The organism is Nocardia gipuzkoensis (assembly GCF_021183645.1).
Lineage (GTDB): Bacteria > Actinomycetota > Actinomycetes > Mycobacteriales > Mycobacteriaceae > Nocardia > Nocardia abscessus.
On the sequence record NZ_CP089225.1, the window covers coordinates 5288581 to 5310744 of the forward strand.

The 22164-nt window shown below is 70.8% G+C and carries 19 protein-coding genes; 12 read left to right on the forward strand and 7 right to left on the reverse strand.

The annotated features are described in order from the left end of the window. Positions 1-142: 142 nt before the first annotated feature. Together LTT66_RS24005 and LTT66_RS24010 are read right to left on the reverse strand one after the other, a co-directional pair. The gene (locus LTT66_RS24005; RefSeq protein ID WP_233060761.1) at positions 143-1099 is read right to left on the reverse strand and encodes a YihY/virulence factor BrkB family protein; all 957 of its coding nucleotides are present in this window, start codon (positions 1097-1099) and stop codon (positions 143-145) included. An 88-nt stretch (positions 1100-1187) separates the two neighbouring features. Then, the gene (locus LTT66_RS24010; RefSeq protein ID WP_233060762.1) at positions 1188-7508 is read right to left on the reverse strand and encodes a type I polyketide synthase; all 6321 of its coding nucleotides are present in this window, start codon (positions 7506-7508) and stop codon (positions 1188-1190) included. 437 nt (positions 7509-7945) lie between these two features. On the opposite strand from LTT66_RS24010, the gene LTT66_RS24015 reads away from it, so the two are divergent. Next, positions 7946-8434 (forward strand): FBP domain-containing protein, encoded by a 489-nt coding sequence (locus LTT66_RS24015; RefSeq protein WP_233060763.1) that lies wholly within the window; start codon positions 7946-7948, stop codon positions 8432-8434. Between the two features lie 203 nt (positions 8435-8637). On the opposite strand, the gene LTT66_RS24020 is transcribed toward LTT66_RS24015, so the two are convergent. The 3 genes from LTT66_RS24020 to LTT66_RS24030 form a co-directional block, all read right to left on the reverse strand. Further along, positions 8638-9063, reverse strand: coding sequence for a YbaB/EbfC family nucleoid-associated protein (locus LTT66_RS24020; protein WP_181720489.1), 426 nt, complete (start codon positions 9061-9063; stop codon positions 8638-8640). Between the two features lie 149 nt (positions 9064-9212). Beyond that, on the reverse strand, positions 9213-9605 hold the full coding sequence (locus tag LTT66_RS24025; protein ID WP_233060764.1) for a DUF4440 domain-containing protein: 393 nt from the start codon (positions 9603-9605) through the stop codon (positions 9213-9215). A 72-nt stretch (positions 9606-9677) separates the two neighbouring features. Then, the gene (locus LTT66_RS24030; protein ID WP_233069376.1) at positions 9678-10067 is read right to left on the reverse strand and encodes a VOC family protein; all 390 of its coding nucleotides are present in this window, start codon (positions 10065-10067) and stop codon (positions 9678-9680) included. 160 nt (positions 10068-10227) lie between these two features. Between LTT66_RS24030 and LTT66_RS24035 the strand changes: the two genes are divergently transcribed. Further along, positions 10228-11340 carry an alcohol dehydrogenase catalytic domain-containing protein gene (locus LTT66_RS24035; protein WP_233060765.1) on the forward strand — a complete coding sequence of 371 codons (1113 nt, stop codon included), beginning with the start codon at positions 10228-10230 and terminating at the stop codon, positions 11338-11340. 66 nt (positions 11341-11406) lie between these two features. Here the strand turns inward: LTT66_RS24035 and LTT66_RS24040 are convergent, their stop codons facing one another. Beyond that, positions 11407-11841 carry a MarR family winged helix-turn-helix transcriptional regulator gene (locus LTT66_RS24040; protein WP_233060766.1) on the reverse strand — a complete coding sequence of 145 codons (435 nt, stop codon included), beginning with the start codon at positions 11839-11841 and terminating at the stop codon, positions 11407-11409. A 75-nt stretch (positions 11842-11916) separates the two neighbouring features. Here LTT66_RS24040 and LTT66_RS24045 point away from each other — a divergent pair, with 75 nt between their 5' ends. The 8 genes from LTT66_RS24045 (at position 11917) to LTT66_RS24080 (ending at position 18620) form a co-directional block, all read left to right on the forward strand. After that, positions 11917-12363, forward strand: a complete 447-nt coding sequence (locus LTT66_RS24045) for a hypothetical protein (RefSeq protein ID WP_233060767.1) — start codon at positions 11917-11919, stop codon at positions 12361-12363. Between the two features lie 91 nt (positions 12364-12454). After that, a complete protein-coding gene (gene dapB, locus LTT66_RS24050) occupies positions 12455-13201 on the forward strand; it encodes a 4-hydroxy-tetrahydrodipicolinate reductase (RefSeq protein ID WP_233060768.1) in 747 nt (248 codons plus the stop codon). A gap of 52 nt (positions 13202-13253) precedes the next feature. Beyond that, a complete protein-coding gene (locus tag LTT66_RS24055) occupies positions 13254-13754 on the forward strand; it encodes a hypothetical protein (RefSeq protein ID WP_233060769.1) in 501 nt (166 codons plus the stop codon). A gap of 26 nt (positions 13755-13780) precedes the next feature. Further along, positions 13781-14233, forward strand: a complete 453-nt coding sequence (locus LTT66_RS24060; RefSeq protein WP_043694783.1) for a flavodoxin family protein — start codon at positions 13781-13783, stop codon at positions 14231-14233. Between the two features lie 76 nt (positions 14234-14309). Beyond that, positions 14310-15029 (forward strand): DNA-binding response regulator, encoded by a 720-nt coding sequence (locus tag LTT66_RS24065; RefSeq protein ID WP_408638670.1) that lies wholly within the window; start codon positions 14310-14312, stop codon positions 15027-15029. Positions 15030-15091: 62 nt separating this feature from the next. Then, positions 15092-16318: an ATP-binding protein gene (locus tag LTT66_RS24070; protein ID WP_233060770.1), complete on the forward strand. Its 1227-nt coding sequence runs from the start codon at positions 15092-15094 to the stop codon at positions 16316-16318. Continuing rightward, positions 16311-17330 carry a hypothetical protein gene (locus tag LTT66_RS24075; protein WP_233060771.1) on the forward strand — a complete coding sequence of 340 codons (1020 nt, stop codon included), beginning with the start codon at positions 16311-16313 and terminating at the stop codon, positions 17328-17330. Before LTT66_RS24070 ends, LTT66_RS24075 begins: the two co-directional genes overlap by 8 nt. 90 nt (positions 17331-17420) lie before the next feature. Next, a complete protein-coding gene (locus LTT66_RS24080; RefSeq protein WP_233060772.1) occupies positions 17421-18620 on the forward strand; it encodes a winged helix-turn-helix domain-containing protein in 1200 nt (399 codons plus the stop codon). A gap of 10 nt (positions 18621-18630) precedes the next feature. On the opposite strand, the gene LTT66_RS24085 is transcribed toward LTT66_RS24080, so the two are convergent. Continuing rightward, positions 18631-19074 (reverse strand): hypothetical protein, encoded by a 444-nt coding sequence (locus LTT66_RS24085; RefSeq protein ID WP_233060773.1) that lies wholly within the window; start codon positions 19072-19074, stop codon positions 18631-18633. Between the two features lie 148 nt (positions 19075-19222). Between LTT66_RS24085 and dapA the strand changes: the two genes are divergently transcribed. Then, complete coding sequence (dapA, locus tag LTT66_RS24090; protein WP_181720478.1) at positions 19223-20131, forward strand: 4-hydroxy-tetrahydrodipicolinate synthase; 909 nt, start codon at positions 19223-19225, stop codon at positions 20129-20131. Then, positions 20128-22113: a ribonuclease J gene (locus LTT66_RS24095; protein WP_269821967.1), complete on the forward strand. Its 1986-nt coding sequence runs from the start codon at positions 20128-20130 to the stop codon at positions 22111-22113. Before dapA ends, LTT66_RS24095 begins: the two co-directional genes overlap by 4 nt. The last annotated feature ends 51 nt before the right edge of the window (positions 22114-22164 follow it).

A 22164-nucleotide genomic window follows, 5' to 3' on the forward strand; every position in this document is an offset into this window, starting at 1 on the left:
CGATCCTAGATGGCGCCGACCTTCGCGCCCGTCCAACCGCGCTCGCCCGGGTTCGCGAGCCCGACGGCTTCGGCGAGTTCGCGGCGGTGGTCGTTCGTGCGCCCGGCTCCGCGCTGTTACCAGGATCGTTTGACGCTCTCGGTCATTCGTCGGGGTCGTCGCGCGGAGGCAGATAAGGTTCGGCATCTTCGGGGTGGCCGTGGGCGATGCTGCGTGCTCGCGCGAGTTCGGCATCCACCTCCGCGCCCAGCAGCACCGCGATATTCGAGATCCACAGCCACACGAGGAAGACGACGACGCCACCGAGGGAGCCGTACACCCGGTTGTAGGAGCCGAAGTGGCCCACGTAGAACGCGAAGCCCCAGGAAGCTGCCGCCCAGAGCAGGACGGCCAGCGCGCTACCCGGCGTCAACCAGCGGAACCCCGGCTGCCGCACGTTCGGCGCCGCCCAGTACAGCAGGGCGAAGACCAGGCTGATCAGCGCCATCATCACCGGCCACTTGACGATCCCCCAGACCGTGATCGCGACCTCCCCGAGCCCGAGCCACCGGCCGACGTGGTCGGCCAGCGAACCGCTGATCACCACGCCGACCGTGCAGACGCCCAGCAGGGTGACCACCGCGGCGGTCAGTGCCACCCGCACGGGCACGGTCTTCCAGGGCGGCCGCCCTTCCTCGATGTCGTAGATCGCGTTGCTCGCGCGCATGAACGCGCCGATGTAGGCCGACGCGGTCCACAAGGCCGAGGCCAACCCGAGCAGCGCCAGCGGGCCGGCCGGGGCTTGCGCTTCGTGTATGTCGTTCACCGCGTCGACGAGCAGGTCCGTTCCGCTGCCCGGCCCGATCGCGCGGATGGTGTCGACCAACGCGCCGGTATCGTCGCGCCCCAGCATGCCCAACCCGGCGGTGAGCACGATCAGCCCCGGAAACAGCGACAGCACACTGTAGTACGTCAGGGACGCGGCCCAGTCGCTGAGATTGTCCTGTTGGAATTCGCGGACCGATCGCTTCACCACGCCCCACCACGACCGGCCCGGCAGATCCGCCGGCCCGCGCAGCCGCCGTCGCGCCGCGAATTTCTGCTGTGCATTCTGCGCCACATCCACACCTCCCGCTCGCGCCGGATACCCGGCGTACCGGCCTCGAAACCGCCGTTACGTCAGGGGTGTTCGGTGATACGCCGAGGTGTCATGGCCAGTGAGCGCGGTCCGCGGAGCCGACGACCATATCCGCGATCCGGGCACCGGCCTGCGCCAGGCTGAACGAGCGGCCCAGTTGCATGCTGTTGATTTCCACGCCGAGCGTCTTGCTCACCAGCGCCCCGAACTCGACGGCCATCAGCGAGTCCATGCCGAGTTCGGGCAGCGGCGCCGCCGGATTGATGGCGTCGGCCGCCACGCCCAGCACGTCCGCGAGTTGCTCGGCGAGCAGACAGCCGACGACGGTGGCGCGCTGGGCCGGGGCGAGGGCGGTCACGTCCGCGCGCAGCCGGGCGAGGGCCGAATCGTCCTCGGCGGCGGCCGCGATCAGCTCGGCCACCCTGGGGGTGCGGGCCAGCTGGGGTGCGGCCAGCGCCACCCTGCCCCACTCGACGGAAACGATCGCCGCCTGACGCACCCCGAGCCGCAGAGCTTCGCCGAGGTATTCGGTGCCCTCGTCCATGTCGATCGCGTCGAATCCGGCGATGCGCAGGTAACGCCGCACGGTCTCGTCGGCGTCGACCATGCCGCCGCCCGACATCGCGCCCCAGCCGACGCACAGCACCCGCTGGCCGCGGCGGGCCAGCTGGTCGGCGAAGGATTGCAACGCCAGGTTGGCCGCGGTGTAGGAGTACTGGCCGATGCCGCCCATGATCGTGCCGCCGGAGGAGAACAGCACGATCATTTCCGGTCGCACCCCGGCGGCGGCCAGCGCGGCGGCCACCGCACGCGCCCCGTCCAGCTTCGGCCGGAACACCGCGGCGAGACCGGCGCGGTCCATGGCGGCGATGCGCTGATCGTCCAGCACGCCCGCGGCGTGGAAGACTCCGCGCAGCGGGGACCGCGCCGTGTGCACCCGCTCGATCACCGCGCGGACCGCGGCGGCATCGGTGATGTCGGTCCGCTCGACCAGCGCCTCGACCCCTTCGGTGCGCCACTGCTCCAGGTGGGCGCGGGCGGCCGCGGTGGTGGCGCCATGGCGGCCGACCAGCACCAGGTGCCGGGCGCCGCGCCGCACCAGCCAACGCGCGGTGGCCAGCCCGAAGGCGCCGAGGCCGCCGGTGATCAGATAGCGGCCGTCCGGATCGATGGATACCTCCGGAGGGCTTGGCCGCACCGGAGGCGCCGAGCCGGTCAGGTCGAGCGCGACGCGGCCGATTCGAGTGGAGCGCAGCACTTCCTCGAACGCGGTGGCCACCTCGTGCTCGCCGAACGAGTGATACGGCAGCGGGCGGTAGATGCCGTCGGCGAGCTTGTCGTCGACCGCCTGGACGCGGGCGAGTACCTCGGCGGGGCGCAGCTTCATCATCCGGTCCAGGTCGAAGGAGAAGTAGGCGACGTTCTTGTCGAAGTTGCGCAGGTCCAGCACGCCGCCGGTGTAGATGTCGGCCTTGCCGATCTCCACGATGCGGCCGAACTCCGCTACCGCGGCGAAGTTCTGGTGGACGATCTCGCCGGGGGCGGTACTGATGACGATGTCCGCGCCCCGGCCGTGGGTGCGGCGCAGCACGTCGTCGACGAAGTTCAGCGACCGCGAGTGCAGCACTTCGTCGGCGCCCTGGGCTCGCACGTAAGCGCGCCGCTCGTCGTCGCTCGCGGTGCCGATCACCCTGGCGCCGTGCAGTTTCGCCAGCTGGACGGCCGCCGCGCCGACGCCGCCCGCCGCGCCGTGCACCAGCACCGTGTCCCCGGAGCGCACCCGCGCCAGATCCAGCAGCGCGTACTCGGCGGTGACCATGGAGACGGTGGAGGTGCACACTTCCGGCCGCATGCCGTCCGCTGCCGGGCCGACGACCTCGGCGCGCGCCACGTGGTAGCGCTCGATCATGCCCGGCGAGGCCAGGCCGACGCGGTCACCGACGCGCAGCCGGGTGACATCGGGGCCGACCCGGACCACGGTGCCCGCGCCCGCCATGCCCGGCGCGGTGCCGAAATGCGTCCCGGCCAGCTCGTCCGCACCGAGGACGCCGAGCACTTTGAGCGGATCCTTGAAACCCAGACCGACGGCGGCCATCCGCACCTCGACCTCGCCGGGGCCCGGCGCGCGCCGTCCGGCGCGCCGCCAGCCGAGCTGGGACAGCGCCCGAGAGCGCGGGATGTCCAGCGTGAAGTTGGCCTCGGCGTCGAGCAACGGCGCGGGCCGGTCGAGTGCCGCGAGCCGATCCGGCAGCGCGCGCACCACGGTCGTCGACCAGCGCAAGCCGTCGCGGAGGAAGACCTCGTCGGTGCCGTCGGCCGAAAACGCCCCTGGCACAGCCAGTTCGGCGCGCAGGTCGGTCTCGGTGGTCTCCGGTTCGACATCGACCAGCCGCCAGCGCAGCCGCGGCTGCTCGTTCAGCAGGACGCGGCGGGCGCCGGCCAGCGCGGCGTGATCCGGGTCGGGCAGCGCCGTGTCCTCGGGATGCACGAAGGCCCGTTCGGTGACCAGGGTGACGTGGACGGAGCCGTCGCCGGTCGGTGGGCACGGCTGCGGGTGCGTCGCGTCGGCGAAGCGCTCGACGATCAGCGCCAGCCTGCTCAGCAGCCACAGCTCGCGCACCGGATCGGCGCTGGCACCCGCGAGCACGCACACGTGGATGCGCTCGACCCCCTCCGCCGTGTGCGCTGTGTGCAATCGCTCCCGCAGTACGTTCTCGAATTCGGCGCCGAGCCAACCGATGTCGATCACCTCCGCACGGGTGGAACTCCGCGTGATCTGCTCCACCCTGGTTCGCCGCGCGCCCTCCAGCGGCACCACCACGGTGTGGGCGGGGGCGGCCGGAGACAGAGCGGAGTGATCGATCGGATCGCGCGGCGTCCAGCGCTCCTCGTAGTACAGCTGTTCCAATCGGCGCAGCGGCCCGGTGCCGAACGGCACGGCCTGGAACTTCGCGCCGACTATCTGCAACACCACCTCGTGCGCGGCGTCGAGCACGGTGACGTCGGCGCGCAGCGGTGCGGTCAGCCGCGCGACCACGACCACGCGCCGCGGCAAAGGAGCGAACATGCGCACCGCGGCCGCGCCGACCGGAATCATTGCGCCGGCCTGCCGCGGCCAGCTCGAGTCGCCGAGCGAGACGACCTGCCAGGCGGCGTCCAGCACGCACGGATGCGCCAGATGGCCGGTGCCGCCGGCGATGGCCGCGTCCACGGACGCCACGACGGTGTCGCCGTCCACCCACGCCGCGCGGACCAGCCGGAAGGAAGGACCGTGCGCGACGCCGGTGGCGGTGAGACCGGCGTACAGCGTGGCGGGCTCGACCGATGTCATCGCCGCGGTGTCGGGCACGACGATCCGGGGCGCGTCGATCGCGCCTTCGACCAGCCGGCCGGTGGCATGCGTGGTCCACGTGTCGCCGGTCGCGCCGCGGGAGCGGATGGTGAACCGCCGTGTCGATTCCTCGACCCGCAGTCGCACGACCGGGACCTCACCTCGCTCGATCACCAGCGGCGCGACGAAGCGGACCTGCTCGACGGCGGCCACGCAGCCAGTATCCGGCGCGCCGAACTCTACGGCCGCGGCGCTCAGCGCCGCGTCCAGATAGGCCGTGCCGGGCAGGATCCGGGCGCCGTCGACTACGTGGTCATCGATCCAGGGCAGTAGCTCCGCGGCGATCTGGACCGTCCAGTGCCGCTCCTGGTCCGGGCTCGGGTCGCCGAGCATGGTGTATCCGCTGGGCGTGCCGTGCAGTCGATTGCCGAACTCCGGTAGGTCGGCGCGCAGACGCTCGCGCTGCCAGGGGTATCTCGGCAGCGGCAGATGGGGTGCGCGGGTTTCGCCGATCACCGCGCCGACGTCGAGCGCGCCCGCGGCGTACATGTCTGCGATCACCTGGCGCATGCTGTGGTCGTCGGGCTGCTTGCGGTCGAGTGTCGCCACGGTGGTGCCCTGTTTCCCGCTGTGCAGCAGCACCTCGCGGATGTTCCCGCCGAGCACCGGGTGCGGACCGATCTCCAGGAACACGCGTCCACCCGCGGTGATCGCCGCGCGGATCGCGTCGGCGAAGCGCACGGGTGCGCGGACGTTGGAACACCAGTAGCCCGCGTCCCAGTCCGCGCCGGTCACCGCCGCGCCGGTGACGGTCGAGAAAAGGGGAATCGTCGGCTTGCGCGGCGTGAGGGTGGCCAGGGTGGCGCGCAACTCGTCCAGCATCGGATCCATCAGCGCGCTGTGGTACGGCGCCTCCACCTGGAGCCGCTTCGCGAAAACGCCGCGTTCGCCGAGCAGGTCGGCGATCTCGGCCAGCCGGTGCGCGGCGCCGGAAAGGGCTACGGAAGCGGGGCCGTTGTAGGCCGCGATGTCCACACCGTTGCCGATCAGCCGCACGGCCTGGTCGGCGGACAGGCCGACCGCGAGCACGCCGCCGGTGCCGGCGGTGGTCGCCTGCAAACGAGCGCGGTGGTAGACCACCGCCACCGCGTCGTCGAGCGACAGCACACCGGTGACATACGCCGCCGACACTTCGCCGACGCTGTGGCCGACCGCGGCAGCGGGCCGGATGCCCTGTGCCACAAGGATTTCGAACAGCGCCACCTGGAGCAGGAAATTGGCGGACTGCGCGAGCTCGGTCGCGGTGACCCGGGATTGCTCCCGCGGCCGGGCCAGCTCGGCGCGAATCGACCACCCGGCCAGCGCGGTGAACGCGATGTCGACGCGCTCGGCCGCCGCGGCGCACACGGGGTCGGCGGCCAGCAGGTCGCGACCCATGCCCCACCATTGAGGGCCCATGCCGGTGAACACGAAAACCGGTCCCGCGCCGGGGTCTCCGGTCACGCGTACCGGCGCCCTGCCCTCGCCCGCGGCGAGACCGCGGAGGTCGGCGGCCAGCTCGGCGGCGTCGGTGAACGGCAGTCCCACCCGGAATGGGTGGTGCTTGCGCCTGGTCCACGCCGCCGCGGCGAGATGATCGAGGTCGACACCGCGATCCAGGAGCGCGGCGAGATCACGCGCCACCGCACGGACGGCCTGCTCGCTGTGTGCGGACAAGGCGAGCACGCCACGATGCGCGGGCAATGGTGCCGCCGCGGCCGGGCCGGGCCGGTGTTCCCGCAGGATGGCATGCGCGTTGCTGCCGCCGTAGCCGAATCCGTTGACCGCCACCGTCATCCGGCCGACATGCGATGCGGGGGCCGCGGCATCGAGCTGAATCGTCAGCCGCAACCTGTCCAAGTCGATGTCAGGGTTGAGCTCGTCGTCGAGCCAGCCCTGCGGAGGCAGCGTGCGGTGCGAGATCGCCAGCGCGGATTTGATGACGCTCGCGATACCCGCGGCGGCTTCGGTGTGCCCGAGGGTCGCCTTCACCGATCCCACCGGCAGGGGCGTCGAACGGCCTTCGACCGCACCGTAGGCGCGACCGATCGCGCGCAGTTCGAGCGGGTCGCCGACCGGTGTCCCGGTGCCGTGCGCCTCCACGTAGGTCACTTCGTGTGGCGCGATGCCCGCTCGCGCGCACACCGATTTCGCCAGCGCCTCCTGCGCGTCCGCGTTCGGAACCGTGATCGCGGTGGTGCGTCCGTCCTGATTGGCGCCGGTCGCCGCGAGCACCGCGTAGACCCGGTCGCCGTCGCGTTCGGCGTCGGCGAGCGGTTTCAGCATCACCATGCCCGCGCCCTCGCCGCGACCGTAGCCGTCCGCGCTCGCCCCGAAGGCCTTGCTGCGCCCGTCCTCGGCGAGGAAGCCGCCCTTGCACATCGAGACGAACGTGCCCGGTTGCAGCATCAGATTGACACCCCCGGCCAGCGCGGTCCCGCAGTCGCCGTTGGTCAGCGCCTGGCAGGCCAGATGCAGGGCGACCAACGAGGACGAGCAGGCGGTGTCCACAGTCAGGCTGGGACCGTCGAGGTCGAGTGCGTAGGAGATCCGGTTGGACAGCATCGTGTACGACGCCCCCGCGGCGGAGTGCATATCGATGTGCGGCAGCGCGGCGCCGGTGAACCCGACCGCGAGCTGGTCGAGGGTGAACGCGCCGACGTACACGCCCACGGAGGTCTCGGCGGTGCGGCCCGCCATGCCCGCGTCGTCGAGCGCCTCCCAGGCCACCTCCAGGAGGAGTCGCTGCTGGGGATCCATGGCCGCCGCCTCGCGCGGCGAGATACCGAAGAAATCGGGGTCGAACGCCCACGGGTCGGTGGTGAGAAATGCCGCTCGCTTGGTGTACATGCGACCCGGCGCGCGGTGGTCCGGATCGTAGTAGCGGCGGTTGTCCCAGCGGTCGGCCGGAATCTCGGTGACCGCGTCGCGCTTCCCGATGACGAAGTCCCAGAACGACTCCGGTGAGTCGATGCCACCCGCGTAGCGGCAGCCGATACCGACGATCGCGATGTCCGACACGGATCGTGCTCCTTCACACAGGTCGAATGGCCGGTTGCCCCCGAGCTCCGGATGCGGTCGGCCTCCGGCCGTGCGCAGGGTGTGCGGCGGCCGCGGGTCATCGGCGGCGAATGCCATCCGATCCCGAGACAAGCGAGGGCCCCTCCTGTTTACTCGCGGAACGGACGACAACATAATCGAACGTTGCGGGTGCCACCGACCTTGGCGACGTGCTGCACTCGCCTCGCCTGAGCAGCAAATCGTCATTTACAAACAGCAACGTACACCAATCGAATCCGACGTGCACCCGGTGACTTTCGGCCGATTCGTGGTCCCGCCACACCCGCCGCGGGTGTGCGTGAATTCGGGTCGCGACACCGAGAAAATCCGTTGTTCCGGCCCCGAGGGGACCGTAACGTCGCTCAGGTTTGCCCCCGATCGACGAAGGAGATCCGATCATGGAACCCGTCACCGAGCGCGACATCAGGTCGTCGTTCGTCAACTGTTCGAAAGGAGACGCCAAGCGGCTGCCCGTGCCGCGGGACCTGGCCGAGCGGCCCTGGGACGACCTGGACTTCCTGGGCTGGAGCGATCCGTCCTTGCCAGGGCGTGGCTACCTGATCGTTCCGCAGGAAGACCGCTTGGTCGGCGTCGCGCTGCGCTATCCCACCGGCGGCGCCGGCCGTGCGCAGATGTGCACGATCTGCCTGACCACCCACACCGGCGGCGGGGTCTCGCTGATGACCGCGCACAAAGCCGGCGAATCCGGGCGCCGGGGTAACTCGGTCGGCACCTACATGTGCACCGATCTCGCCTGCTCGCTGTACGCGCGCAACAAGAAGCGGCCCGCGCTCGGAAGCCGGTACCGAGAAGACCTCACGCCCGAGGAGAAGATCGAGCGGGTGCGCGAGAACATGACCACGTTCCTCGCGAAGCTCTACGCCTGATCACTCGCCCGACCATCAGGCAGCCGCCGCGCTGCCCGCCCGAACGGAGGTAGATGCCATGTGCCGATACTCGAGGACCGCACGGTCGAGTCACCCCGAGCCACCCGACTGCGCTCGGGGTGGCCGCAGTTCCTCGCCGGTCGAGTCGGCCCGGATGGGCCGGACCGTCCCGTCCGGCGAGGAACCACGGGGTTTCGGACGCGCTAGCCCGCCGCGTCCGGGCGCGGGAGTTCCCACACCTCCCGCAGACTCGGCGCGCCAGGAACCAGATCGGGCAGATCGGGTATCGCTTCCGCGTCGGCGGTGAGCGGGGCGATGATCGCCGTGTGCTGTTCGCGAGCCCGCCGCGCCGCCTCCCGGCCGGCTTCGGTGACCGAACGGCCCAGCTGTTCCGGTGTGCTGCGCAGGGCGTCCGGGGTGAACCGCACGTCGACGATGACGCCCGCGGCGTCCACCGTCACTTCCACCAGCTTGTCCGCCGACTCCGCCGTGCACCGCAACGCCGACAGCTTCTCGTGCACGTCCTTCAGGTGGGTGCGCTGCTCGGCGAGCGCATCCAGGATGTGGTCCACCTGGTTGCGCATTCCGCTGTTGGTCGCGCGCAGCCCATCGCGTTCCCACCGATCCACCGGCTCCCACCTCCTCGGGTCCGCGTCGTCCCGGACCGTCGATCGCACGTTCGGCGCGCAGCAGGCGTGCCCACCGCCGCGTCCGAGCATTCAGGCAGGAATTGTCCGGGACGTGGGCACCGCGCGCAGGTCCCCCGTGCTGGGAATGCTCAGGCCGGTGCCGCGTCGGTTTCGTGCACCGTCAGCCAGCGGACTCCCTCCATGTCGTCGGTGGTCAGCACGGCCGTCACGCGGCGTCGAGTGACGTTTCCGGCCGCTCGGTGCGTCTCCAGGAAGCGCACGACCGCGACGCCGCCGGACCGCAGCAGTTCCTCGACGTCCGAGACCTCGATGGACAACCCGGGCACGGCGTTACGCGCGCCGCGCAGCCTCGTGATCAGCGCACTGCGTCCCAGCACTTCGCCGCCGGTCGTCACCATGCTGAACCGCTCGTGCTGCGCCGCCGCGAATCGCTCGAACACCTCGGCCTGCGCCTGCGAGCCCAGCCATGTCGCGAGGTCGGCGTGCAACCGCTCGACCGCGTCGACCAGATCGCCACCCATTCGCGGCATCCTACGCCCGCGGCCTTCGTCATCGCCGGGGCCGGAAGCTCCTGCTCTCGAACGGCAGCCGGATCACCAGCCGCCGTACGGAACGGTGATCAACTCCAGGAAGTGACCGCTGGGGTCGAGGAAGTACACGCCGCGACCGCCGTCGTTGTGGTTGATCTCGCCGGGCCGCTGCTGCTGCGGATCGGCCCAGTGGTCGAGGCGCTCGCGCTGGATCTTGGCGTAGGCGGCGTCGAATTCGGCCTCGGAGACCAAGAACGCGTAGTGCTGGGGCTGGATCTCGGTGACCTGCGGCGGGACGTTCGCGAAGTCGAAGGTGCCGCCACCGGGCAGCGAGAGCGGAATGAACGGTCCCCATCCCGTTCCGACTTCCAGTCCCAGGATGTCCGCCCAGAATGCGGCGGATACTCGGTGGTCGTGGCAACCGACAATGGTGTGATCGAATCGTACGGACAGTGGAATTTCTCCTCTGGTGCGTGACGATCCCGACCCCGGGCTCGGTACAAGGCGGCCAACGGGAGCACCGTCACGGTCGGCCAACTTAACACCGGTCCGCGGCCCGCGCCAGTCCCGGAATGGATGTGCCCGAACCGGTGCGGACGGTAGCGTCGGCGGAATGAAGATTCGTGGAGCAGTCCTGGAGCGGATCGCGGCGCCGGCGCCGTTCGCCGAATCGGCGCCGATCACCGTATGCGATCTGGAGCTGCACGCGCCGGGGCCGGGCGAACTGCTGGTCCGGATCGAGGCGGCGGGGCTGTGCCACTCGGACCTGTCCGTGGTGGACGGCAACCGGGTGCGCCCGGTGCCCATGCTGCTGGGCCACGAAGCCGCGGGGCGGGTGGAGGCGGTCGGTCCCGGTGACGGCGACATCGCGGTCGGGCAGCGCGTGGTCATGACCTTCCTGCCCCGCTGCGGCGAATGCGCCGGTTGCGCGACCAACGGTCGCACACCGTGTGTGCCCGGCAGCGTCGCCAACAATGCGGGCGAATTGCTCAACGGCGGGCGGCGATTGTCCCGTGCGGGAGGCGAAGTGCACCATCATCTGGGCGTTTCCGCTTTCGCCACGCACGCGGTGGTGGATCGCAGGTCGGTAGTCCCCGTCGATGACGACGTGCCCCCGGAGGTCGCGGCCGTCCTCGGCTGCGCGGTGCTGACCGGCGGTGGCGCCCTGCTGAATTCGGCGCGACCGGGCACGGGGGACCGGATCATGGTCGTCGGTCTCGGCGGCGTCGGTATGGCGGCGGTGCTGGTCGCGGTGTCGCTCGCCTCGGAGGGACACGAGGTGATCGCGGTCGACACCGTGTCGGAAAAGCTCTCCCTCGCACGGGAATTGGGTGTTCACGCCGCATACACCCCGGCCGAGGTCGTCGAGCTGGGCGTGCAGGCGGAGGTGGTGGTCGAGGCAGCGGGCAACGTCCGTGCCTTCGAGACCGCCGTCGCCGCGACCGCGCCCGGTGGCACGACGGTGACCGTCGGATTGCCCGCTCCCGATGCCCGCGCCGCTATCTCGCCCTTGGCCTTGGTCGCCCAAGGGCGTTCCATCGTCGGCAGCTACCTCGGCTCGGCCGTGCCGTCCCGGGACATTCCCGAGTACGTCCGCATGTGGCGGGCGGGACGCCTGCCGGTGGAACGGCTCGTCTCGGCGCACATCGGTCTCGACGAAATCAACCGCGCCATGGACGAACTCGCCGCGGGCCACGCCTTGCGCCAGGTCATCGTCTTCGACTGATCCGGCCCGGCCGGTGGTAGCCGAGGGTTGCCGCGCCACCGGTGAGTCCCGGGATTGCGGACCGACTCACTCGGCGGGCCGGTCCATCTTCTCGACGAATCGTTCGAGCAGGCGAGCGAAGTCGGCGCGCTCGGCGGGAGTCCAGTCCGCCATCGCGGCGGCCATGGCGGTGCGCCTGCCTGCCGCGGCCTCGGCCACGGCTCGGCGCCCGGCGGCGGTCAGGCGCAGGACCGAACGCCGTCCGTCGCGCTGATCGGCGACGCGCTCCAGCAGGCCGGAGGAGACCGCCTGAGCCACCAGGCGACTCGCCCTCGGCTGATCGACGCCGAGTGCGGGAGCGAGTGCGCCGACCGTGTCCGCTGCGCCGTCGGCGACGGCGTCGAGCACACGGAACACCGCCACGGGAACCGCGCCGTCGCTCAGCGCACCGCGCGTCTGCCTGCGCCGGATCCGGACCATCGCCGCTTCCACGGCGACGGTGACGGCATCGTGCTCCTCCATCCGCTCACTCTGTCACAGCCGACATTTATATGTCATAGTACATGTACTTGTTTGGATGCATATATAGGAGTGGTGATGGCCATCCAACGCGGTATCGGGTACTGGCTCGTGGAACTCGACCGACTGATCAACCAGCGCTTCGACGAAGACCTCGCCGCGGGCGGGTTCAGCCGCCGGCGCTGGCAGGCCGTGCACTCGCTCGCGGAGGGCCCACAGCGCGCCGACGACGTCCGCGACGCGCTCGACACTTTCTGGACCGACGACTCCGAATGGCCCACCGAAGTGGCCGAACTCGTCGCCGCCGGGTTGGTCGCCGAGGAGGAAGGCGTGCTGTCGCTGACCGAGACGGGCCGCGTCGCCCACGACGAGGCCTTCGTCCGGATCGCCCGGCGCAGGCGGCAGATGGCGGAGGGAATCACCGGCGATCAGTTCGCCGAGACCATGCGGTTGCTGCAACGGATGGCCGCGAATCTCGCGGGCGCATCGAGTGCGGAGGTCGGCGCTGCACAGCCGGTGCGATAAGCGGCTGCCTCGCCCGCGCGGGCGGCGGAGGGAGTGGGGACGGCCGGGCCCATTAGGCTGATCCCCGACCGAAGCGGAACGAGGAGGTGCGGTGACCATTCGGGTCGGAGTGCTCGGAGCGCGTGGCAAGGTTGGACAGGCGATCTGCGCGGCGGTGACGGCCGCGGCGGACCTGGAACTGGTCGCCGCCGTCGACAAGGACGATTCGCTGGATTCGTTCACCGCCGCGAATACGCAGGTGGTCGTCGACTTCACCCACCCGGACGTGGTGATGGGGAATCTGAATTTCCTGGTGGAGCACGGCATTCACGCGGTGGTCGGCACCACGGGGTTCGACGAGTCCCGCTTGGCCGAGGTGCGCGGCTGGCTGGCCGGACGCCCGGAGGTCGGCGTGCTGATCGCGCCGAACTTCGCCATCGGCGCGGTGCTGTCCATGCGCTTCGCCGAGCAGGCCGCCCGGTTCTTCGAATCGGTGGAGGTCATCGAGCTGCACCACCCCAACAAGGCGGACGCGCCCTCCGGGACCGCCTACCGCACCGCGGGCCTGATCGCCGCGGCCAGGGACAAGGCGGGACTGCACCGCAGTCCCGACGCGACCACCACCGAACTCGAGGGCGCGCGCGGCGCCGACGTGGACGGGGTACGGGTGCATTCGGTGCGCCTGGCCGGTCTGGTCGCCCACCAGGAGGTGCTGTTCGGCACCCAGGGCGAGACCCTCACCATCCGGCACGACTCGATCGACCGCTCGTCGTTCGCCCCCGGCGTGCTGCTCGGCGTGCGGGAGATCGCGAACCGCCCCGGCCTCACCGTCGGACTCGACCCGTTCCTCGACCTGTGAGCGCGCGCCGGCTGTCGCACCCGGCGGCGCCGACCCGCGGCGGTGCACGATCGTGAGCGGCTCCGAGCCGTCCGATCGGAAGGGCGGCGGGGACGTCGTCAAGGTGGTCGCGCCGATCGCGGCGCTCGTCCTGGTTCTCGGCTTCTATTTCCTGGTTCTCGGCCGGATCGCGGTCAGCCTGATCGTTTCCGGCGACGTGGCGGCGATCGTCATCGGTGTGGGCGTGCTGATCCTGCCACTGCTGGGCGTGTGGATCGTCGTGGCCACCGTGCGCGCGGCCCTGGCGCATCAGCACCTGGCGCGGCGCATCCACGACGAGGGCCTCGAGCTCGACACCTCCGCGTTGCCGCGCCTCCCGTCCGGCCGCATCGAACGCGCGGCCGCCGACGAGCTGTTCGCGACGGTCAAGGCGGAGTGGGAGGCCGACCCGGACAATTGGCGCGTCTCCTACCGGCTCGCGCGCGCCTACGACTACGCGGGTGACCGCACCAGAGCCCGCGAGACCATGCGCCGCGCGGTCGCGCTGGAACGGCACGAGCGCGACACCCTCTGACGGCGCGGGGCCGATACCATCGCAGGGTGGCCCGGTTGCTGATCATCCATCACACGCCGTCCCCGCACATGCAGGCGATGTTCGAGGCCGTCGTCTCCGGGGCCACCGACCCCGACATCGAAGGTGTGGAGGTCGTCCGCCGCGCCGCGCTGGCCGTCACTGCTCCCGACGTGCTGGCCGCGGACGGATACCTGCTGGGCAGCCCGGCGAACCTGGGATACATGAGCGGTGCGCTCAAGCACGCGTTCGACACCTTCTACTACCCGTGCCTCGATTCCACGCGCGGTCGTCCGTACGGCTTGTACCTGCACGGCAACGAAGGCACCGAGGGCGCCGAACGCGGGGTGGCGGGCGTGACCACCGGACTGGGCTGGGAACAGGCCGCCGCCGTGGTGGTGGTCTCCGGCCCGCCCGCCAAGGAGGACCTGCAACGGTGCTGGGAGCTGGGCGCCACGCTGGCCGCGGGGCTGATGGCCTGAGGCCCCCCGAATTCTGGTGTCTGACCATCGCGCACCATCACCCGGCATACTGTCTGCGATTGTTGTCGCGGTGGGGATGTGTTCGAGTAGCTCGGGATGGGAGAGCCAGGTGACGTGGGCCGAAGGGGGCGAGAGCACGCCGCGCCGGATCGGATTGGTCGAGGACCATGAATCCGTCGCGATAGGTCTCGCCGCGATGCTTGCGCCGGAGACCGATCTCGATCTGGTGCTGACCGCGGGCACCGTGCCGGAACTGCTCGCCGCCGCCGACGGCGCGCCGAAGCTGGATCTGGTGGTGCTGGACCTGCGGCTGGCCGACGGTTCCTCGCCCGAGGACAACGTGCGGGCCCTGCGCGGCCGCGGCATCGAGGTGCTGGTCTTCACCGGTGCCGACAACGCCTTCCTGGTGCGCTCCGCCGCGCGCGCGGGCGTGCTGGGCGTGGTGCGCAAATCCGAGGACGTGCCGACCGTCGTCGCCGCCGTGCGCCGCGCGGCAGGCGGGCAGCAGGTGGTCACCACCGACTGGGCGGCCGCCATCGACGGCGACCCACAACTGTCCAGCGTGGGCCTGAGTCCGCGCCAGGAGGAAGTGCTCATGCTGTACGCCTCTGGCGAGAAGGCCTCCCGGGTCGCGCGGTTGACCGGCCTGTCGGAGCAGACGGTCAACGACTACCTCGGCCGGATCCGGCAGAAGTACGCCGATGCCGGTCGTCCGGCGCCGACCAAGACCGACCTGTACAAGCGGGCGGTGGAGGACGGCTGGCTGCCGGTTCCCGAGCGGCATCCCCGCGGATGATCGCGTCCAGCATGCTGGACGCTCCGTCGCACTCCCACTCCGTCCCGCGCGAGCGGCCCCATGTGAGCCGTTGGCGCCGCGGAGTCGTCGCGCTGTCCAAGGAAAAGGCCTCCGAAGGCGCCGCCGACCGCATCTTGCGCAGGCTCGCACTGGCCATCGGCATCGCCGGGGTGATCGCCGCGATTGTCGAGCTGCCCGAGATCGCCGATCAGAGCCGCTTCGTGCCCGTCCGGTGGACGGTCATCGAGGTGGTGCTGGCGTTCGGGCTGTTCCCGGTGCTCGCGGTCGTCTCGGTCGGCATGAGCCGGCGCGTGATCCAGCGGGTGGCCGGGGCGGCGGCGGTGAGTTTCCTCGGGGCGATGGCGGTGGTCCCGTTCGCGTACGCCGTGCCGGATTCCGAAGGCGCGGCCTCGGTCTGGCTGTACCGGGTGCTGGCATTGGGCGTCCTCGCGGCCGTGCTCGCGTGGCGTCCGCCGCTCGCCGTCGCGTACCTGGTGGTGGGCGCGGCGTTCAGCGCGCTGGCGAATCTGGTCGTGCTGCGCGACACCACAGCGCTCGCGCTGCTCGGTGACTTCGCCAGGGCGGCCGGGCTGAGCGCGCTGTTCCTGTGGTGCGTGATCTATGCCAGGGCCGCGGCCGCCCGCGTGGATCGTGAGTCGGCGATCGAGAGCAATCGGGCGGCGGCGGTCGCGGGTGCGGCGGCCCGGGAGCGAGAACGCGCGCGTTTCGCCGCGTTGATCCACGACGCGGTGCTGTCCACGCTGCTGGACGCCTCGCGGGCCGGGACCGAATCGCCGGTGCTGCGCCGCCAGGCCGAACGGACTCTGGAACAACTCGACGAGTGCCGGGTCGGGGAACCCGAACCCGACCGGCTGGACGCGCAGTCGGCGATCGGATTCCTCCGCTCGGCCGTGCACGAGGTGAACCCCGGCATCCGCTTCACCACCCGCCGCTGGGCCGGATTCGACGATCTGCAGTTGCCGGTGGACGCCGCGGGCACCATCGCGGCCGCGCTGGCCGAGGCCGTGCGCAACAGCCTGCGGCACGCCACCGTCGCCGGGCGCGAAGTGCGCCGCACCGTCACTGTGACAATCAGCGCGGGTGGTATTCGAGTCGTCTTCCGGGACGACGGAGCGGGTTTCGACCTGAGTGAGGTGCCCGTCGATCGGCTCGGCATCTCGGTGAGCATCCTGGGCCGCATGCGTCAGCTGGCGGGCGGCGCCGGGTTCGTGGAATCCGAGCCGGGGGAAGGGACGACCGTGACGCTGGTGTGGGGCGGACATGGCTGAGCGGGAGACCGAATTCGGACTGCGCGATCTGCTGGGGCTGCGCGACCGGGCGGCCTGGCTGTTCCTGGTCATCCTCGAAGCCACCATCGTGCTGTACATGATCCGGAACTTCTCGGAATCACCGGTGGCCGCCGCGGTCGCCGCGCTCGTCGTCCTGGCGCTGGCCGGCGTCGTGGTGCTGGTGGCGCCGAACGATCCGCTGCCCTGGCCCGCGACCGTGTTCGTCGCCGCCTCCGGGCCGCTCGCCACGACCCTGACCTCGTTCGACGTCGAGCACGGCTGGTCGAAGCAGGTGTGGACGGCGTTCGCCGCGTCGTATGTGCTCGCCGTTCTGGTGCTGCGCGGACGGCTCGCCGCGGCGTGGCTCGGTGTCGCGGGGATCGGTGTGGTGATCGCCGTGGTCGGCGTGGTCGCGGGCCTGCGGGTGGGGGTCGTCGTCGGTTCGATCGTCCCGGTGGCCACGGTCGCCGGAGTCTCCCTGTTCGCGGCGATCATGCGCCCGACCCAGCGGTCGCTGCGGCTGCTGCGCGAGGAAGCGGCCATGCGTGCCGCCGCCGAGGCCACGATGGCCGCGGAGAACGGGGAACGCACCCGTCAGCTGGCTCGGTTGGACGCGGTGGCGCGCCCGATCCTGGAACGCATCGCCGACGGCGAGGAACTCACCGCCGCCGAACGGGAACAGTGCAGACTGCTGGAAGCCGAACTGCGCGACGGTCTGCGGGCCCCACAGCTGGCCACCGAGCAGCTCAACAGCGCCGCCCGCGGAGCCCGCTCCCGCGGCGTGGAGGTGATCCTGCTCGACGACGGCGGTTTCACCGGCGTCCCGCATCGGGTACGCCAGCAGGTGATCGCCGCCGCCACCCGGGAACTGGACGCCGCGAACGAAGGCTCGGTCACCGTTCGCATCCTCCCGACCGGCCGCCGCATCCTGGCCACCGTCCTGGCCACCGCCGAGGACCGGGACCGCCGCACCGAGATCGACGCCACCGGCACGGTCACCGTCTCGACCTGAGGTCTGCGACGCGGCTCCGCCACGACGGAACGCCCCGATACTCGCGTGCGAACCGCAGTCCTGTCGGTGGCTCGTGGCATGGTTGCCCGCATGCGGAAGATGGGTGCGGCGGCGGCGCGGCGAACGGCGTTGGCGGCGCAAGGTTTCGGGGCGCGCAGGCCCGGTCGGGTCACGCGGCGGACGGTGCTCGGAGTAGTGGACCGAACTCAGTTGCTGCAGCTGGATTCGGTGTCGGCGGTAGTGCGGGCGCATTACGCTCCCGTGTTCAGCCGGATCGGCCCCTACGATCGCACGCTGTTGGATCAGGCGGCGTGGAGCAATGGCTCGCGGCGGCCGAGGGCGCTCGTCGAATACTGGGCGCACGAGGCCGCGCTCATCCCCGTCGAGGATTGGCCGCTGCTGCGCTGGCGCATGCGGCAGTACGAGCACGGGCGCTGGTCGGGCATGCGCAAGGTGGTCGAGCGCAATCCCACCCTGGGCAAGGACATTCTGGACGTGATCACCGCTGTCGGGGCGGCCACGGCGGGCGAGGTGGAGCGCCACCTCGAGCTGGACAAGCCGCGGCCGAAGGGCTCCTGGTGGAATCTCAGCGACACGAAGATGATCTGCGAGCAGCTTTTCGCGGCGGGCGCGCTGTCCGTGGCCACCCGCGTCGGGTTCACCAGGCACTACGACCTGACCGAACGGGTGCTGCCACCGGACGTGCTGGCGCGCGAGGTCTCCGAACAGGACGCCGTCCGGGAACTGGTGCTTCGCGCGGCCACCGCGCACGGCATCGGCACCGAAGCGGACCTGCGCGACTACTACCGCCTGCACCGCGCTCAAACCGAACCCGCCATCGCCGATCTGGTGGACGCGGGCGAGTTGATTCCGGTGGAGGTGGCGGGCTGGGGTAAACCGGCCTACTTGCGGGCGGGCGCACCCACACCGCGCCGTGTCGAAGGCGCCGCGCTGTTGTGCCCGTTCGACCCGCTCATCTTCTTCCGGGCCCGCACCGAGCGGATTTTCGACTTCCACTACCGCATCGAGATCTATACCCCCGAACACAAACGGGTGCACGGCTATTACGTCTTCCCGTTCCTGCTCGACGGTGAGCTCGTCGGCCGCGTCGACCTGCGCGCGGAGCGTGCGAACGGCCGGTTGTCGGTGCCTGCGGCGTTCGCCGAACCCGGGTACGACACCCCGGCCACCGCCCACGCTCTCGGTGGCGCGCTGCGCGAGCTGGCCGATTGGCTCGAGCTGGACGAGGTCGCGGTGGGCGATCGCGGCAATCTCGCCGCGTTGCTGTAGCGCGACTGGGTCAGCTGTCGCGTTTGGGCCCGTACCCGCGCATCTGGTCGCGCAAGGCCCCGTGGACGGCGCTCGACAGCCACGAGTTCAGGGACTGACCGCTCTGTGCGGCAGCCTCTTCCGCGCGCGCCTTCATCTGCTCGACCAGTCGTAACGTGACCCTGCTGATGTCTCCGGTCATCTCCTCGAAGGTGGGTGGCTCGTCGCCGGCCGTGCTCTTGCGCACATCGATGGCGGCGTCCGTGCCGTCCACCGACACGTGCACCGTTCGGTCGCCGAGCGCGGCGCTGACCTCGGCGGCGAGGTCGGACAGCGCGGCGAGCAGCATCAGGCGGGCCGGGCCCTCGGTCGCCGCGGCCAGTGACGCCGCCGTGGCCTGGGTCTTCTCGTCGCCGAGCGCCGCGGCGGCGATCAGGTCCTCGCGCAACCGGCTGGTGTACTTGTTCAGATCCATGATGTCAGTGTGGCGTCATTGTTGATGTCGATCAAGCGGCGATTTGACATCATCGCAGCGTCGCCGATATGGATTCGCGTCTTTGTTGCGGCCTGATCGCCGACGACGGTGTCGAGGGCGTGTCCCAGACCGGGTAGCCTTTCTGACCATGAAGAACGGTGAATCGACGCCAACGGAGCTGCGTGCCTCCGGCACGGTAGGTGTCGCGATGGTGACCCCCTTCAGCGCCGACGGCAAGCTCGACGTCGATGCCGGGGTCGCGCTCGCGGCCCGCCTGATCGACCGCGGCGTCGACCTGCTCGCGATCTCGGGTACCACCGGTGAATCGCCGACCACCACCGAATCGGAGAAAGCCGACCTGCTGCGCGCCGTCGTCGACGCCGTGGGCGAGCGCGCGACCGTGATCGCGGGCGCGGGTACCTACGACACCGCGCATTCGATCGAACTCGCGCGCAACGCGCAGCGGGCGGGTGCACACGGTTTGCTCGTGGTGACGCCGTACTACTCCCGGCCCTCCCAGGAGGGACTGCTCGCCCACTTCACCGCCGTCGCCGACGCCACCGACCTGCCGGTCACCCTCTACGACATCCCGGGACGGTCGGTGGTGCCGATCGCCAGTGACACCATCCGCAAGCTCGCCGAGCACCCGCGCATCGTCGCGGTCAAGGACGCCAAGGGCGACCTGAACATGGGCGCCGAACTCATCGCGAGCACCGGCCTCACCTTCTACTCCGGCGACGACGCGCTCAACCTGCCGTGGCTGTCGGTCGGCGCGGCCGGGTTCATCAGCGTCATCGGACATCTCGCGCCCGAACGGCTGCGCGCGCTGCTGGAGGCGTATACGGCGGGCGAGGTGGTGCGCGCCCGCGAGATCAACACCACCCTGCTGCCGCTGCACGCCGCGATGGCCAGGCTGGGCGGTGTCGCGATGAGCAAGGGCGGACTGCGGCTGCTCGGCATCGAAGTCGGTGAGCCGCGACTTCCCCAGCTGATGCCGAGCGGCGAGCAACTCGAGTTGCTCGCCGCGGACCTGCGAGCGGTCGGAGTGCTTTCGTGAGCGAGCCCCTATCCCGTCGCCGCCGCAGTTCCTCCCGCCCCGCGGGAGCGCCCGCGCCTTCCGCACCGGCGGAGCAGGTGACGCCGGCCGAGTCCGCGGAGACCATCGCGCTGCCCGAGCCCGCGGTGGACGAGACCACAGTGAACGCCGAGTCCGTCGTGCGGGCCGCGGATCCCGCGCCTGCCCAGGCACGCCGGGAGCCGAGGACGCAGAACGCGGCGTCGCGGCGAGCGGGCCGCGGACGTGCGCAGTCCGGGGCCCGGCGGGCCGAGGAGCCGCCGCCGCAGGCTGATCCGATCGCCGCGCACGACCGCCTCGGCACCCCGCCGGCCCTGCCCCAGAACGGCCTGCGCGTGTTCGCCCTCGGCGGCATCGGCGAAATCGGCCGCAACATGACCATTTTCGAGTACGGCGGCAAACTGCTGATCGTGGACTGCGGCGTGCTGTTCCCGGAGGACCAGCAGCCCGGTGTGGATCTGATCCTGCCGGACTTCCGTCCCATCGAGGACCGGATGGACGACGTGGTCGCCGTCGTGCTCACCCACGGCCACGAGGACCACATCGGCGCGGTGCCGTTCCTGCTGCGGCTGCGGCCCGACATCCCGGTCGTCGGCTCGAAGTTCACTCTCGCGCTGGTCGCCGCGAAATGCCGGGAACACCGCCTGCATCCGAAACTGGTCGAGGTGACCGAGGGGCAGCACACCACGCACGGCCCGTTCGGCTGTGAGTACTTCGCGGTCAATCACTCGATTCCCGACGCGCTCGCCGTCGCCATCCGCACTCCGGCCGGCGTCGCCCTGCACACCGGCGACATCAAGCTCGACCAGCTGCCGCTGGACGGGCGGCTCACCGACCTGGCCGGATTCTCCCGGCTCGGTGACGAGGGCGTCGACCTGTTCCTGGTGGACTCCACCAACGCCGAGGTCCCCGGCTTCGTCACGCCGGAGCGCGAGATCGGCGGCGTACTGGACTCGGTTATCGGCAAGGCGCGCGGCCGGGTGATCGTCGCGTCCTTCGCCAGTCACGTGCACCGCATCCAGCAGGTTGTCGACGTGGCCCAGAAGTACGGGCGACGGGTGTGCTTCGTCGGCCGCTCGATGGTCCGCAACATGCAGATCGCCCAGGACCTGGGCTATCTCACCGTGCCGGAGGGCGTGGTCGTCGACCTCGATGTCGCCGCGACCCTGCCCGGCCACCGCCTCGTGCTGATCTCCACGGGTTCGCAGGGCGAGCCGCTGTCGGCGCTGTCGCGGATGGCGCGCGGCGACCACCGGCAGATCAACATCCGCCCCGACGACCTGGTGGTGCTGGCGTCCTCACTCATCCCCGGCAACGAGAACTCGGTGTTCGCGGTGGTCAACGGCCTGGCTCGGCTCGGGGCCACGGTGATCACCCAGCAGAACGCGAAGGTGCACGTCTCCGGGCATGCCTCGGCGGGTGAACTGCTGTACCTGTACAACGCGGTGCGCCCGACCAATGCGATGCCGGTGCACGGCGAGTGGCGGCACCTGCGTGCGAACGCCGCGCTGGCGGTGGCCACCGGCGTGCCGCAGGAGCGGGTGGTGCTCGCCGAGGACGGCGTGGTGGTCGACCTGGTCGACGGCATCGCCTCGGTCGTCGGCCGGGTGCCGGTGGGCCACGTGTACGTCGACGGGCTGTCGGTCGGCGATGTCGGGGAGTCGACGCTGTCGGACCGGCTGGTGCTCGGCGAGGGGGGTTTCATCTCGATCACCGTCGCCATCGACGAGACCACCGGCAAGGCGGTGAGCACTCCGGAACTCAGCGGACGCGGCTTCTCCGACGATCCGGCCGCGCTGCTCGGCGCGGCGGAACTGGTGGAGGCCGAACTGCTGCGGCTGGCGGGCGAGGGTGTCACCGACACCCACCGGATCGCGCAGGGTGTGCGCCGTGTCGTCGGCCGCTGGGTGGCCGAGACCTATCGTCGTCGCCCGATGATCGTGCCGACCGTCATCGGCGTCTGACCTTTCGGACCACGAAAAAGCGCCGGACAGCTCAGCTGTCCGGCGCTTTTC